Below are 14438 nucleotides of genomic sequence, written 5' to 3' on the forward strand. Positions count from 1 at the left end.
CCTCACGGCGCGAAGTTGATGCGATAGCCCCAGCAGTCCAGATGGTCCGGAATCGCGTTGAAGGCGATCGTGATCCGCTGTCCGCCCGGATTTCGCGGGACCTCGTGGTAGAGATAGCTCGGGAACAGCACGAGATCGCCGGGCTCGGCCTCCGGCAAGACGTATTTACCCGCATTGAACGGCCCGAGGGCAGCACTGCGCGTGTGGTGGCGGAAGGAGAAGTCGGAGCCACCGGGCGGCCGCACGAACACCGTCTTGCACGCCGCGTGTGACGGCGTGAGATAGAAGATGCCGGACACGAAACTGTTGGCATGGGAATGCAGCGTCTGGTTTCCGCCGGTCTCGAGCATGTTGGTCCACATCTCCTTGACCGTCCAGCGCAGCTGCTCGCCGAACAGCAGGACGCCGAAATCGACCAGCTTCGGCATGGCAAGCTCGGCGATCTGGCGAAACAGCTCGTTGTCGCGGGGATCGGCGACCTCGGTGTGAAACAGCTGGCCCGAGCGCAGATTGCCTTCGATCTTGGTGCTGCGGATCGCGGTGACGGCGGCCTCGTTCAGCGACGGCGGCAGCAGCCCAGGCGAGCGCATGAGGGGAATCGGGAAAAGCGGCTCGATCTGATCCATGTCGCGACATCTACCTGTTGGTGAAGCTCGGCCAACAATGCGCGGGGAAAGATGACGCTGCGATGACAGCGCGCAAGATCTCCGCTCCCGCTACTCGTTGGGCTTGAGCACTCTCAGCTGCTCGCCCGGCTGCAGCTCATGGCGCCGTTCGCGCACCTCGTCGGAGGCACGCGCGGCCATATCGACGCATTCGTCGAACTCGCCATTGCCGGCTTCGACCAGCGCCTGGTGCAAATGCCGCTCGGCAAAGTAGCGGGACAGATGATCCGGCGGCAGATCGGCCGCCAATGCGCGCGCCTCCGCAACCGCGGCGTTGCAGTCTTCCCGGGTGGGCTCGTCCGAGGCAGGCACCGCACCGGAGGTGGCTAGGGCGCAGCCGAAGCCGGCAAGGAGGAACGAGAGCGTGCAGATCGAGATACGGAGCAGATACATCGAGGTCGTGCTGTCGGACTTGCGCATTGCGAAAGAAAGTACGGCGGGACGCATTTGTCATGCGCCCCGCCGGATGGCCTCAAATCATCGCGTTAGTGGTGGTCGTGATGATGATCGTCGTGATCATGGTCGTGATGATCGTGATCATGATCGTTGTCCGCGCGCTGCCCGAGCCGGCGAGCCAGCTCGGCATTGGTCTCGACCAGCAGCTTCGGCGAACGTTCCGGCCGCACGAAGATCGGGTTGGCGTAGAACCAGACGTTCGAGTAGGCCTGAACGTCGTGGGTCACCTTCTTGGCGCCGTTCACCGTTTCGAGATGCGCGGGGCAAGCCGGATCGGTGCAGCTGACCAGCGCGTTGTTGGCGTCGACCAGCGGGTTGCCGGCGGTGTCGCTGACGTTGGGGGTGCCGTTCGGAATGTTGGTTCCGCGCGCGCGGATGTAGAACGGCGTATTGCCGGCGGTGAACGTCGTCGTGAACTTCAGGCGGACAGCGCCATGGTCCCGATGCTCGCGATGCATCTGCTTCGCCAGGATCTGCTGGGCGATGGTCGCCGTCGGATTGTACACGATCGCCGCACCAGCCGTACCGGCCGCATTCGGAACCGCATAGCCGGCCGCATCGGGCGCGACCACGCCGGTGATCTTGCCGGTGATGAGGTCGACGTGGTCGAGCGACGGCTTGTTCAGCGGTTGCTTGATGCCGACGGGCAGCAGCAGCGGGTTGTTGAAGCTGTAGGGCGCGTTGTTCTCGGCCGGGACGGTCATCTCCATCTCGACCGTCACCTTGTCGCCCGGCCGCACGACCAGCGTCTCGCCCATCGTCTTCCAGTCGTCGCCACGCGCCTTGGCGCGGAACACCAGATCCGGTCCGATGAGGTCGGCGTTGACCGAGTACGAGTTGCCCGAACGCATGCCGTCGACGACGTGCTGCGACGAGAACCGTCCGGCATTCGGAACGTACAGCTTGGTGTACTCGCCGGGGATGAAGTCGGCCGTCGTGAAGGAATCACGCGCACCGCCCGCACCGCGGCTATGCCAGTCGGAGCTCACGAAGATGAAGAAGTTGCGGCCTTCGCCGAGCAGACCGTCCCAGAGGCCGCCGACCTTCGCGGTGTAGATGCCGCTCATGCCGTAAGTGCCGCCGCCGACCGCGCCGGTCGTGTACGAGCCGGAGCCGCCGGTGGCGCCGCCTTCAGCGAAGTGACCGGGCGATTCGATGCCGAATGCCACCGTCGGGCCCGCGTTGTTGAAGTCGCGGAAGTGCTCGATGTTGTAGCCCTTGTTGGCGGTCGCGCTGAACGGACCCTGGCGTTCGGTGTGGGTCGGGATGACGTAGGATTGCAGCGGATAGTTCTGCTGCAGCCACTTGATGCCGGTGAGCGCCTTCTGGTGACCCGCAGTGCCCGTGTTGTTGACGTTGTCCTTGCCGGGCCAGAGCTGGTTGCCGCCGGCGTCGATGGTGGGACCGATCGCATCGGTGTCGGCACGGTCGAAGCGGTATTCGAATTCCGCCATCTTGTCCGCGTTGCCGGACTTGCGCGGGTGCTTCGGGTGCTGTCCGGTGATCACGGCGACGTCGACGTGCTCATGGCCGGGCGCGATCCACTCGAGACCTTCGATCAGCACCTTATCGTAGGTGTTGGTGCGATTGACGATGGTCGGATACTCGACCTCGCGGATCGACTGCCAGCGCCACATCTGCGCGCCGCTGCCGGTGCCGTTCGGGGTGCCCTTCAGGCTGCTGATGGTGATGCCGTCGATGGTCTGACCGAGCGTCTGGCTCCAGGTCGTCGTGGTCTGTCCCGGAAGATTGGCGCTGGTGTCGCTGAAGCGGCAGTCGCGGTTGCCGGAACCGCCGTGGTTGCCGAGCGTGAACCAGTCGAGATCGAAGTTGTTTCCGCCGGCAGACGCGGTGCCGCGGCCGACCGCGCGGTCGATCGTGTAGCCGGCTGCGACCGAACCATCGGTACAGGTGTTGTGGTTGTGCATGTCACCGGCAACATAGGGATTGCCGCGGCGCTCGCCGCGCCCCCAGTCGTCGGCTGCAGCGCTCTGCGTCAGCGCCAAGGTTGCCGATGCTGCAGTCAACAGGATCGTCTTGCCGGATGGAAACATCTATCGCCCCTCGTGTCATATATCGAGAAAATTCGTCAGAGGTGCGGGGAGTTGAGAGCCGTTTGGCTCATCCGCGTGCGCGGCTCCCTGCACGCGGCGATACTGGCCAGAGTTACGATACAGCTTCGTGAAGGATTTGTGTTTGACCGCGACAACTGCGCGCTGCATGTGCGGCATCTTGTCTCTTGCGTTTTCCCATTGCATTTTTCTTCGCCGCATGAGCGATAGAGGATGACAGATGAAAAGCACTGCCGCATAAGACGCGGCGAACGCGCGTGCCAAGAAAGTTTGTGACAACCGTATGTCAATGCCAGCGACACCAGTTGAAGTGCAGCCCTTTCCGATATCGCGTATCGAAGGTTCAGACCCGAATGATATCGCGCATGGAGCAACGAAGTCCTCGCGTTCGTTCGTCTCGACACTGGTGCGGCTCTCGCGTGAGCCTTTGCTGCACTTCACGTTGTTAGGGGCGATCATCTTCGGCATCGACGCGGTGCTGCATCCGCCGGCCAAGGACGAAAAGGTCATCACCGTCACCAAGGCGATGCGGCAGTCCTTCATCGACAATTTCGACGAGGACAAGGAACGCGCTCCTTCCGAGGCGCAGCTCCAGAAGATGATCGATAGCTGGGTCGCGAGCGAGATTCTCTATCGCGAAGGCAAGGCGCTTGCCGTGGATCGCGGCGATGAGACGATCCGCGACCGGGTCGCCTACAAGATGCAATTGCTAATCTTCGATCAGATCCGCGTGCCGCGTCCCACCGACGAGCAGCTGCAAGCATGGTTCGCGGAAAATCACGCCCGCTTCGACGAGCCTGAGCGCGTCTCATTCTACATCACCCCGCCGACGGATCAGGAGACGGCGCAACGTCAGCTCGACGACATCACCCAGCAGCGCGAATCCGAGGAGTTGCAGAAGCTCACGCGCGCCATCCTCGGCCGCCCCGTCGAGAGTCTCTCCGCATCCTTTGGCGACAGCTTCCGTGACGGATTGCTGGCGATGCCGCAGGGCGAGTGGAAACTGTTGCAGTCCAAGGATGGCTGGCACGTCGCCCGGCTGGATTCGCGCCAGGCCGGAAACCTTGCCAGTCTCGACAGCGTTCGGGATGAGGCCGCCAGGAACTGGCACACGGAGGAAACCCGCAAGCGCGCCTGGGAAGCGGTCAAGCGGCTCAAGGCATCCTATCAAGTGCGGAACGAGCCGTGACCGCGATTCGATATTTGCGGCTGGCGCTGCTGGCCTTGACCTTCGCGCTGGCTGTGCTGATCCGGCCGTCGGCGCTTCATGCGCATGAAGCGGCGATGGGCGTGCTCGAATTCCGCGAGGTTCGGCCCGGCGCCTTCGTCGGCCGCTGGAGCATAGAGCCGTCGATCGGCGCCTCGCGGGTCGACCTGCGGGTGCCGCCGCATTGCTTCCTGCGCCTGCCCGAGATGAACTGCGGCCAGAAGGGGCTGATTGGTCCGATCACCATCACCAATCTCGGCTCCAACATGTCGGTCGTCCTGATCAAGGTCATCCCAATCGAGGGCGAGCCGCGCAGCTACACCATCTCGACGGCCAATCCCGTCGTCTCCGTGCTCGGTACCGGCGCGCCGACGCTCGAGACCTGGATCGAGCTGGCCAAGACTTATGTGAATTACGGTATCGATCACATTCTGCTCGGCGCCGATCATCTGCTGTTCGTGCTCGGCCTGATCTGGATCGTCGGCGGCGGCTGGCGGCTGGTGAAGACCATCACCGCCTTCACGATCGGGCACAGCGCTTCGCTGGCCGCGGCGGCATTCGGCCTGATCGGCGTGCCGGAACGCCCGCTCAACGCCTGCATCGCGTTGAGCATCGCCTTCGTCGGGGTGGAGATCGTCAAGCAGCAACGCGGCGAGATCGGGCTCACCGCGCGTTATCCCTGGATGGTTGCCTTCAGCTTCGGTCTGGTTCACGGCATCGGCTTCGCGAGCGCGCTGGCGGGACTTGGGCTCGAACACCGCCTGCTGCCGGCGGCGCTGCTGTTCTTCAACATCGGCGTGGAGATCGGACAGCTTGCCTTCGTGCTGCTGGTGCTTGCATTGATCTGGGCGCATCGGCGGCTCGATGCCGTCGTGCCGCGCTGGGGCGAGGCGCTGCCGGCCTATCTCATCGGGTCGGTGTCGATGTTCTGGTTCTTCGGCCGTCTGGCGCGCGTGTTCGCCGTGATCTGAGCGAGAGTCGCACATGATGTCTTTACGCGTTTCCCGAGCCCTCACGATCGCAATCGCTTCGTTCGCACTGGCGCAACCGGCCTTCGCGCACGAGCAGGCTGGCGTGGCCGGCGGCCTCGCCAGCGGCCTGCTGCATCCGGTCACCGGCATCGACCATCTGATTGCCATGGTGGCTGTCGGGATCTGGGGCGCGCAGCTCGGCGCGCCCGCCATCTGGATCCTGCCGATCACGTTCCCGCTCGTCATGGCGATCGGCGGGGTGCTGGGCGTGCTGCATGTTCCGCTGCCGATGCCCGAGCTGATGATTGCCATTTCCGCCGTGATCCTCGGTGTCGCTGTCGCGGCCCGGCTGCGCCTGCCCTTTGCTGTGGCCGCCGTGATCGTCGCGATCTTCGCGATCTTCCATGGACATGCGCACGGCGCCGAGCTTCCCCGCGCGGCGAATGCGCTGGCCTACGGCGTCGGCTTCGTCACCGCCACCGGCCTGCTGCATCTCTGCGGCATCATGATCGGCACGTTGACGCGCTGGCCCGCCGGCGAGCGCATCATTCAGGGACTTGGCGCCGGCATCGCCGGGATCGGCTGCTACTTCCTCGCACAGGGTCTCGGAGCCGTCGCATGAGATCGCACCTTGCACGGGCCTTGATCGCCACAGCGTTGCTGCTGACCGGGGCGAACGCAGCTGAGGCCCATATCGTCGCGGCCCGCCTCGGTGATTTCTACATGGGAGCCTCGCACCCGCTCACCGATCTTCAGGATGTCCTGCTCTGGACCGCGACCGGCGTGCTGGCAGGCACGCTTGGCGCCACCAAAGGGCGCTGGCTCATCCTGGTGTTTCCGCTCGGCCTGTTGGCCGGGCTGCCGCTCGCGTCCTTCTTCGGCGCGGCCGCGACGCAGCTCGCCGACGCGACCATGATGCTTGCGATCGGCATGCTGCTCGCAGCAGCCGCGCAAGTTCCCACCGTCGTGCTGTGCGCAATTGCGTTCGCGGTCGCCGTGATACGGGGCGCGGCGAACGGCGCCGAGCTCGGGCCCGAGACCGATCGGCTGCTGTTTGCGGCAGGCCTCGCCTGTGTGGGCTACACAGTGATCACGCTGACGATGGCGCTGACCGCCATGTTCAGGCAAACGCTGCCCGACAATTCAGCATCCTGGCGGTTCATCGCCGTTCGCGCCCTCGGAGGCTGGATCGCTGCGATCGGCCTGATGATGGCAAGCCTCGCTCTCGCGACGTGAGCGGACCGCAAGCGATCGCGACACTGGCGTGACTGAAAAGGCCGCGACCGATCTCGCTGCGATCCCGTCAGACCTTGGATATTGGGCACCAACGTAGCCTCACGAGGGACAGCTCGCGGCGCACCCATGCCACGCCGTTCGTCACCTGAAGGTCGGCTAGTCCGCCGTCGTTCCAAATGCTCCTGCCCGGGCAAGGTCGGCAATTGCCCCCGCCGAAAGGCCGAGGACGCGCGAGAGCACCTCATCGCGATGAGCACCAATCGCGGGGATTTCCCGCTGCATCGAAGTGGCCGCCGCACCCGACATCTTCCAGGGCGCGTTTACTCCCATGAACTCCCCTGCTCCGTCAGCAATCGTCTCGAATACGCCGCGTTGCAGAAGATGCGGATCGGTGAACGCCGCGCCGGGATCGCGATACTCGGCGGCGGGCACGCCGGCCTTACCCAGCGCGTCCATGCATTCGCGGACGGAATGTCGCTCGGTCCATTTCTCGACGACCTGCATCATCGCGGTCCAGTTCGCGCCACGTCCCGGCACCGTCTTGAAGCGGGGATCATCGGCGAGCTCATTCTGCCCCGTTACCTCGCAGAGCGCGGCAAAGTTTCGCGGCGTGATCGGCGCGATCAGGACATCGCCATCGACGGCGCGTACCGGCCCATAAGCCGCGCGCGGCACGGGGCTCGGGAATTGCGCCTCCTGCAGTTCATAGACCAGCAGGTTCAGCATGCAGTCCATCAATGCAACGTCGATCCGCTGCCCCTCGCCCGTTCGTGCGCGCTGGACGAGCGCGGTCTGGATCGCGGCGTAGCCGAAGATGCCGCCGAGCACGTCCGCAACGAAGATCGCGCCGGCGGCCGGGCGATCGCGGTCGCCCGCATAGCGCATCAGGGATCGATCGAAGCCACTTTCGGCATGGACGATCATGGCGTAGGCCGCCCGCTCGGCCGCAGGGCCGAACTGTCCGTAGCCCGAGATCGAGCAATAGATCAGGCGCGGATTGATTGCGCGCAGAGCGTCGTAGCCGAGGCCGAGGCGATCCATCACGCCCGGCCGGAAATTTTCGACCAGGATGTCCGCCTCCGCGACCAGTCGATGCACTAGGCTGATCGCTTCGGCACTCTTCAGGTCGAGCGCAAGGCTCTGCTTGCCGGCATTGAGCTGACCGAAATAGGCGCTGTGGCCGTCGCGGAGCGGCGTCCGCAACCGCATGTCGTCGCCCTCCGGCGGTTCAATCTTGATCACCTCGGCGCCGACGTCGGCAAGCAACCGCGCGCAATAGGGTCCCGCCAGCATGATCGAAAAATCGAGCACGCGCACACCTTCGAGAGGCCGACTCGCGGTTTGCTGCTGCATGCGGTTGCTCCTATCTGGGCAGCCCAAGCCCGCGCTGGGCGATCAGGCTGCGCTGGATTTCGTTGGTGCCGATGCTGATGACCCACATCAGCGAGTGCCGAAGGTTCTGCTCGAACCGGCCGTTGTCGATCGCACCCGGCATCTGCTCCGACAGCGTGGCGCGCATGCCGAGAATCTCGAGCGCAGCCTCGCCGAACCGTTCCATCAATTCGCCGGAGAACACCTTGCTGATCGCGCCGTATTCCGGCGGGGTCACGCCGTCGGCGGCCAGATCGGCGCAATGCATCATCAACTGGCGGCCGACCTCGATCTCGGCCGCCAGCGTCGCCATGCGGTCGCGAACGATCGGGTCATCGGCGAGCGCACGCCCGGTATCGTCCCTTGTCATGACATGACGACGCAATTGCTCGAAGGCGTGGGCGACCTTCAGCACGATGCCGCCGCCGACCAGGCCGCGTTCGAACGCGAGCGCGCCGGTCAGGACCTTCCAGCCGCCGTTGACCTCGCCGACGATGTTCTCGAGGGGAATGCGGACGTTATCGTAGAAGATATTGGCGAAAGTGCCGTCATACATCGTGGTTGCCGGCCGAACCGTGATGCCCTCGGCATCCATCGGCACGATGAACATGCTGATCCCGGCATGCGGCGGCTTGGCATCCTTGTCGGTGCGGGCCGCAAGGAACATGTATTTGCCCCACCAGGTGGTGGTCCAGATTTTCTGGCCGTTGATCACCCAGTGATCGCCGTCGCGCACTGCGCTGGTGCGCAGCGCGGCGAGGTCGGAGCCGGCCTGCGGTTCGCTGTAGCCCATGCCGTGCATGGCTTCGCCCTGCAGGATGTCCGGCAGATAGTTTCGCTGCTGCTCGGGCGTGCCGAACATCATGAGCGCATTGGCCTGGATCGCCGCGCCGATCCGCGGCGCTTCGCCCCGCTCCATCGTCTCCATGAAAGCGATCTGTTCGCGCGGCGAACGCCCTTGGCCGCCGAACTTCTCGGGCCAGCCGAGACCGATCCAGCCGGTCTCGCCGATATCGCGGGCAAAGCCGGCATCGAACTCGCGCCTGGAGAATGGCCGCCGTTCGAACGCGGCCTTCCGTTCTCCGGACCAGTTCTGTTCGAGCCAACCCCTTACCTGCTCGCGCAACGCGTTGCCGGCTGGGCCGAGATCGTACTCGGGCAGGCCCGAGCTATCGGCATCCAGCAAGGACGAGGCCAGCGAGCGCTTGGCATGCGAGGCTCCACCCAGCGCCATCGTGTCGAGATGCACGCGCTTGAAGTGCAGCGGCGCCTCGTGTTCGTCGGCGTAGCCAATGGCTCCGAACGCGTGCTGGGTCTCGAGCAAGGTCCGGCGCAAGGCCTCGCTTGCGAAGGCGACAGCGCAGCTCGCGAAGTGGCGCCAGTCGCGATCGTCCACATCGTGCAGTTTCGCGGCATGATCAACCATCAGGCGCACGCCTTCGAGGGCGATGAGCCCATTCGCAAGCTTGTGCTGGATCGCCTGGAACCTCCCGATCGGCTGGCCGAATTGGTGACGTTCCCTGGCGTAGTCCGTCACCAGCTCGAACGCACGCCGGGCCGCGCCATGCGCCCGCGCGGCCAGCATCAGTTTTCCCTTGGGCAGGAGATCGTCGATGACGCCGTCGTCCAGCGCTATGAAGGACATGGCCGCCGTATTCAGCCGGACCTCGTAAAGGCCCCACGCGCCCATGGCGCGGGTCGGGACCATCTCCACACCTGCTCCATCGAGCGCGACGAGCCCCAGCCTCGACCGATCGATTGCGACGAGCAGATGGGTGCAACTTCCCGCGGTCTCGACAAAGCGGACCAATCCGTCCACACGGCCGTCGGAGGCGCGAAGCGTGCCCACCGCCGGATCGGGATCGAGCGTCCCGAACGAAAACGCCACGCAGGCCGAGCCTGCGTGCAGCGCCTGCAGAAGATCGACAGCAACTTTTGACGGGGAGGTCGAGAGCGCGATATTGGCGAGCACCGCAGACCACAGAGGGGCTGGGCACGCCGCGCGGCCGAGCTCTGCGAGCGCGACCACAGCTTCACGGAGCCCGCCCTCGTCGGGCTTGCCGCCGAGAGTGGCAACACCCTGCCCGACAAGCCTGGTCCATATCCCGGCGATGTCCTGCGGCGCCGGTCCGAGCCTGATACAATTGGCGTTCCATTGCTCGCCGAGAAACCCGCGCAGGGACTCCCGCAGCATGTCCCCGATGTCGTCGTCCGCAGACCCTGCCACGACCATGAGGAGCGACCTAGCCCCGGCCAAATCGCGGCTTGCGCTTCTCCTTGAACGACATCGTCGCCTCCTTGTGGTCCGCGGTCTCGAACGTGACCTGCTCGAGCGCCATTGACGCCTCGAGCAGCATGTTGACGCGGTCCTTGACGATCTGATTGATCGACAGCTTGGTCCAGCGGATTGCCCAGGTCGGACCGTTGGCGAGCTCGATGGCGATTTCGCGTGCCTTGGTCAGGACCTCCGCGCGCGGCACGACGTGATTGACCAGCCCGATGCGCTCGGCTTCGACGCCCTTCAGGAGCGTCCCGCGGATCAGGAATTCCTTGGCCTTGTTGATGCCGACGAGCAGCGGCCAGATCACCGTGCCGCCGTCACCCGCGACCAGACCGACGCGCGAGACGTGCGTGTCGCCGATCCGGGCGTCGTCCGCCATCACCGTGATGTCGCACAGCAGCGCATGCGTCGCCGCAAGGCCGATGGCATCGCCATTGATGGCGGCGATGATCGGCTTGTCGAGCTCGAGCTGCCGGGTGACGCCGCGGCGGCTGATCATGGGATCGTGCACCTCGCCCTCCTCGAGGACATCGCCTCCCGGGCGCTCGGACATTGCCTTGACGTCGCCGCCGACGCTGAAGAATTCGCCGGCACCCGTCAGCACGACGACGTTGACGGCATGATCATCGGCCAGATCGTCCCAGATCGTCCGCAGCTCACGGATGAGCTTCTGGTTGATCGCGTTGCGCGCCTGCGGGCGGTTCAACGTCACGATTGCGACCTTGTCGGCCACCTCGACCTTCAAGCATTCGTACTTGGCATACTGGGACATGACTTCCTCCGTCTATTTTTCTTGTTCACGCGCGATCTATCTCGTCGCTGGATCGTCTCTCATCGCCTCATGCCCGGCTGCATCTCCGCCAGCGCAACCTGAAGCGACATCGCGCCGGGATCCTGCTCCAGCATGCGCTGCACGGCGCCAAGATGGCTGCGCATCAGCCGCGTCGCGGATGACACGTCCCGCTCGCGCAGCGCCGCCAGGAATTTGCGGCGCCGCTCGACCAGCCCGGCCATCGCGACCCCGCTCGACGCCACCTTGGCGTAGACGAAGCGCATATGGATCTCGGTGACCGAGTCCATGATCATGGCGATCACCTTGTTGCCGCTCGCTTCTGCGAGCAGCTTGTAGAATTCCCGGGCACATTCGACCCGGTCGAGCAGCCGACCTTCGCGCGTCGCGAGCTCCGTGCGCTCGACATTGGCCTCAAGCGCCTCGAAATCGGACAGCCGCGCATTGGCGCAAGCCAGTTGGACGCCGAGATCCAGCACGTGGACCCGCGCCTCCGACAATTCCCGAACCGAGATCGTCCCCAGGCTCAGCATGTCGCGCATCACGACGTTCATGCGGCTGGTGTCGCCCGCCTGAACGAAGGCTCCCCCCTTGACGCCCTTCTGCAGGCGAAGCACGCCGGCCATCTCGAGACTGCGCAACGCCTCGCGCAGGACATTGCGGCTGACGCCCAGCTGCTGCGCGAGGTCGCGCTCGGCCGGCAGCTTGTCTCCGGGCTTGAGAACGCCGAGCGCCAACTGCTCGCGAATCCGCGCACAGATCTCCTCGAACGCCCGCTTGGTGTGAATCGGCCGGAACATCGGGGCTGCCGGCGCTCCGGCGGTGCGGTGATCGGACGGGCGGTCGCGCCGCGAGGCAGGGATCGGCCGCGGGCCGGAGGATGTGCGGGGGCTTGACTTGGACGACATGGGATGAATTATTAAATGGATCACCCATTCAATGGAAGCCCCTTTTTGGGGCCTCCCAACAGAAAAATCAGCGGAGTTTGTCCATGAGCTTCACCGAGGAGCAGATCGCATTTCGCGACAACGTCCGCCGAATGGCCGCCAAGCACGTGGCCCCGATCGCCGCCGAGATCGACGAGACCGACCGCTTCCCGCTCGAGCTCGTGAAGCTCTTCGGCGAGATGGGCCTGATGCAGCTCTGGGTGCCCGAGCAATATGGCGGCCCCAACGGCAACCTGACCATGGCGTGCATCGCGCGCGAGGAGATTTCCAGGATATCGCCGGCCTGCGCCTCGATTGCATGCCTCAACACCATGTTCATCATGCCCCTGCTCCATTTCGGTTCGGAGGAGCAGCGAAGGAGGTATCTGCCGATCATCGCGAAGGGCGGCGTCGTGACCGCGATCGCGATCTCCGAGCCGCAGGCCGGCTCCGATGTCACCGCCATCAACACGCGGGCCAAACGCGATGGTGACTGTTACGTCCTCAACGGGCGGAAGCAATGGTGCAGCTATGGCGTCGTTGCCGACTTCATCGTGGTGATGGCACGGACGAGCGACAGTCCGGGCGCCGACGGCATCAGCGCCTTCATCGTCGAGCCCAAGACAATGCCGGGGATCACCTTCGGCCGGCACGAGCGCAAGATGGGCTTTCGCGGCGCGCCGAACACCCCGATCTTCTTCGACAATGTCCAGGTTCCCGTCGAGAACCTCGTCGGCGAGGAGGGCAAGGGTTTTCGGGCGTCGATGCGCGCGCTCGACCTCAACCGTCCGACCATCGGCGCGCAATCCGTCGGCCTGGCACAGGGCGCGCTCGATGCCTGCGTCGCCTATGCCAAAGAGCGCAAGCAATTCAAGAAGTCGATCTCCGACTTCCAGGGCATTCAGTTCATGCTCGCCGACATGGCCATGCAGATCGAGGCGGCACGCGCCCTCGTCTATGAATGCGCGCGCGCCGGCGATGCCGGCGACTGGAAGCGTCTCAATGTGCTCGCCAGCATGGCCAAATGCGTCGGTAGCGACATGGCCATGAAGGTGACGACCGATGCCGTGCAGATCTTCGGCGGCTACGGCTACACCATGGACTATCCGGTCGAGCGCATGATGCGCGATGCGAAACTGACCCAGATCTTCGAGGGCACCAATCAAATCCAGCGCATGGTGATCGCGCGCGAGCTTCTTCGATAACAAACCAGGACAATCAGCGGGAGGACACGCCTTGAATAGAAAGTTTCGACGGATTTTGGGAGGCGTCGCAGCCTCGGCAGCGCTCGCCACCGCGCCGGTCGTCGCTCAGAACGCCTACGGTCCGGGGGCCAGCGACACGGAAATCAAGCTCGGACAATCGACGCCGCTGAGCGGCCCCGCATCGGCGTTCGGCGCCGGCGCCGGACGCGCGGTGGTCGGCTATTTCCAGATGATCAACGAACAGGGCGGCATCAACGGCCGCAAGATCAGCTTCACGCAGCTCGACAATGCCTACAGCGCGCCAAAGGCCATCGAGCAGTCGCGCAAGCTGGTCGAGGATGTCGGCGTGCTCGCGGAGGTCGGCACCATCGGCACGGTTCCGAATGTCGCCATCCAGAAATATCTGAACTCCAAGCAGGTGCCGCAGCTGCTGATCACCGCCGGCGGGCGTCGCTTCAACGATCCGAAGAATTTCCCGTGGACCGTGCCGTTCTATCCGGACTTCGAAACGGAAGGTCGCGTCGTCGCGCACTACATCCGCAACGCCAGGCCGGACGCCAAAATCGGCATCCTGTTCCAGAACGACGATTTTGGCCGCGACTACATGAAGGGATTGCGCGCCGGCCTCGGGGCAAAGGTAACGCAGATCATCGCCGAAGCCTCTTATGAGCTTGCCGACCCGACCATCGACTCCCAGATCGTTCAGCTCAAGGCTGCGGGCGTCGATACGCTGATCGAGCAGTCCTCGGCAAAGGCGGCCGCACAATCGATCCGCAAGGTGCGCGAGCTCAACTGGAGTCCCCTGCACGTCATCGGCGGATCGACGGCATCCGTCGAAACCGTGCTGCGTCCTGCAGGCCTCGAGGCTTCGAAGGGCCTCGTGACCACGCTATTCCTGAAGCAGCCCGGCGATCCCGCCTGGGCCGACGATGCCGAGGTGAAGGCCTATCACGACTTCCTGAAGAAATACACGCCGTCAGCCAATCCGGACGATTACTCGGTGCTCGTCGCCTACATGAATGTGAACGCGCTTACGACGGTGCTGAAGAAATGCGGTGACCAGCTCACGCGAGAGAACCTGATCCGTCAGGCCACCTCCCTCCATGGCGAGCGGATGCCGCTGATGCTCCCGGGCATCACCATCAGCACGTCGCCAGGGGATTACACGCCCTTCAGAGTGCTGCGCATCGCCACATTCGACGGCACGAGCTGGACGCTGTCGGCTGATCCGGTATCGGCGGACTAGATCGAAGTTGAT

13 protein-coding genes are annotated in these 14438 nt (G+C 64.5%); 6 read left to right on the top strand and 7 right to left on the bottom strand.

All coding sequences use genetic code 11. The annotated features are described in order from the left end of the window. Positions 1-2: 2 nt before the first annotated feature. The 3 genes from FOM02_RS17150 to FOM02_RS17160 form a co-directional block, all read right to left on the bottom strand. Positions 3-626: a putative 2OG-Fe(II) oxygenase gene (locus tag FOM02_RS17150; protein ID WP_027564607.1), complete on the bottom strand. Its 624-nt coding sequence runs from the start codon at positions 624-626 to the stop codon at positions 3-5. Between the two features lie 90 nt (positions 627-716). Beyond that, complete coding sequence (locus FOM02_RS17155) at positions 717-1112, bottom strand: hypothetical protein (protein WP_322596971.1); 396 nt, start codon at positions 1110-1112, stop codon at positions 717-719. Between the two features lie 38 nt (positions 1113-1150). Further along, complete coding sequence (locus tag FOM02_RS17160; protein ID WP_027564609.1) at positions 1151-3175, bottom strand: hypothetical protein; 2025 nt, start codon at positions 3173-3175, stop codon at positions 1151-1153. A 445-nt stretch (positions 3176-3620) separates the two neighbouring features. On the opposite strand from FOM02_RS17160, the gene FOM02_RS17165 reads away from it, so the two are divergent. Genes FOM02_RS17165 through FOM02_RS17180 form a run of 4 tightly spaced genes read left to right on the top strand, consistent with a single transcriptional unit; the run spans position 3621 to position 6607 of the window. Then, on the top strand, positions 3621-4382 hold the full coding sequence (locus FOM02_RS17165; RefSeq protein ID WP_322596972.1) for a peptidylprolyl isomerase: 762 nt from the start codon (positions 3621-3623) through the stop codon (positions 4380-4382). Further along, positions 4379-5371, top strand: a complete 993-nt coding sequence (locus FOM02_RS17170) for a HupE/UreJ family protein (RefSeq protein WP_027564611.1) — start codon at positions 4379-4381, stop codon at positions 5369-5371. Before FOM02_RS17165 ends, FOM02_RS17170 begins: the two co-directional genes overlap by 4 nt. 16 nt (positions 5372-5387) lie before the next feature. Next, the gene (locus FOM02_RS17175) at positions 5388-5993 is read left to right on the top strand and encodes a HupE/UreJ family protein (protein WP_027564612.1); all 606 of its coding nucleotides are present in this window, start codon (positions 5388-5390) and stop codon (positions 5991-5993) included. Next, a complete protein-coding gene (locus tag FOM02_RS17180) occupies positions 5990-6607 on the top strand; it encodes a HupE/UreJ family protein (RefSeq protein WP_027564613.1) in 618 nt (205 codons plus the stop codon). The genes FOM02_RS17175 and FOM02_RS17180 overlap by 4 nt, the downstream gene beginning before the upstream one ends. A 156-nt stretch (positions 6608-6763) precedes the next feature. Here the strand turns inward: FOM02_RS17180 and FOM02_RS17185 are convergent, their stop codons facing one another. From FOM02_RS17185 to FOM02_RS17200, 4 genes are read right to left on the bottom strand one after another with little or no spacing between them, the layout of a single operon-like run. Then, positions 6764-7960 carry a CaiB/BaiF CoA transferase family protein gene (locus tag FOM02_RS17185; protein ID WP_027564614.1) on the bottom strand — a complete coding sequence of 399 codons (1197 nt, stop codon included), beginning with the start codon at positions 7958-7960 and terminating at the stop codon, positions 6764-6766. A gap of 10 nt (positions 7961-7970) precedes the next feature. Beyond that, positions 7971-10172: an acyl-CoA dehydrogenase gene (locus tag FOM02_RS17190; protein WP_231164096.1), complete on the bottom strand. Its 2202-nt coding sequence runs from the start codon at positions 10170-10172 to the stop codon at positions 7971-7973. A gap of 49 nt (positions 10173-10221) precedes the next feature. Continuing rightward, on the bottom strand, positions 10222-11031 hold the full coding sequence (locus FOM02_RS17195; protein ID WP_027564616.1) for an enoyl-CoA hydratase/isomerase family protein: 810 nt from the start codon (positions 11029-11031) through the stop codon (positions 10222-10224). Between the two features lie 59 nt (positions 11032-11090). Further along, positions 11091-11849, bottom strand: a complete 759-nt coding sequence (locus FOM02_RS17200; protein ID WP_051395272.1) for a FadR/GntR family transcriptional regulator — start codon at positions 11847-11849, stop codon at positions 11091-11093. 191 nt (positions 11850-12040) lie between these two features. On the opposite strand from FOM02_RS17200, the gene FOM02_RS17205 reads away from it, so the two are divergent. Together FOM02_RS17205 and FOM02_RS17210 are read left to right on the top strand one after the other, a co-directional pair. Beyond that, positions 12041-13180, top strand: a complete 1140-nt coding sequence (locus FOM02_RS17205; RefSeq protein ID WP_027564617.1) for an acyl-CoA dehydrogenase family protein — start codon at positions 12041-12043, stop codon at positions 13178-13180. Positions 13181-13232: 52 nt separating this feature from the next. Beyond that, the gene (locus tag FOM02_RS17210) at positions 13233-14426 is read left to right on the top strand and encodes an ABC transporter substrate-binding protein (RefSeq protein ID WP_027564618.1); all 1194 of its coding nucleotides are present in this window, start codon (positions 13233-13235) and stop codon (positions 14424-14426) included. Positions 14427-14438 lie beyond the last annotated feature (12 nt).

Origin of the sequence: Bradyrhizobium sp. SEMIA (genome assembly GCF_014844175.1) — a bacterium.
GTDB lineage: Bacteria > Pseudomonadota > Alphaproteobacteria > Rhizobiales > Xanthobacteraceae > Bradyrhizobium > Bradyrhizobium arachidis.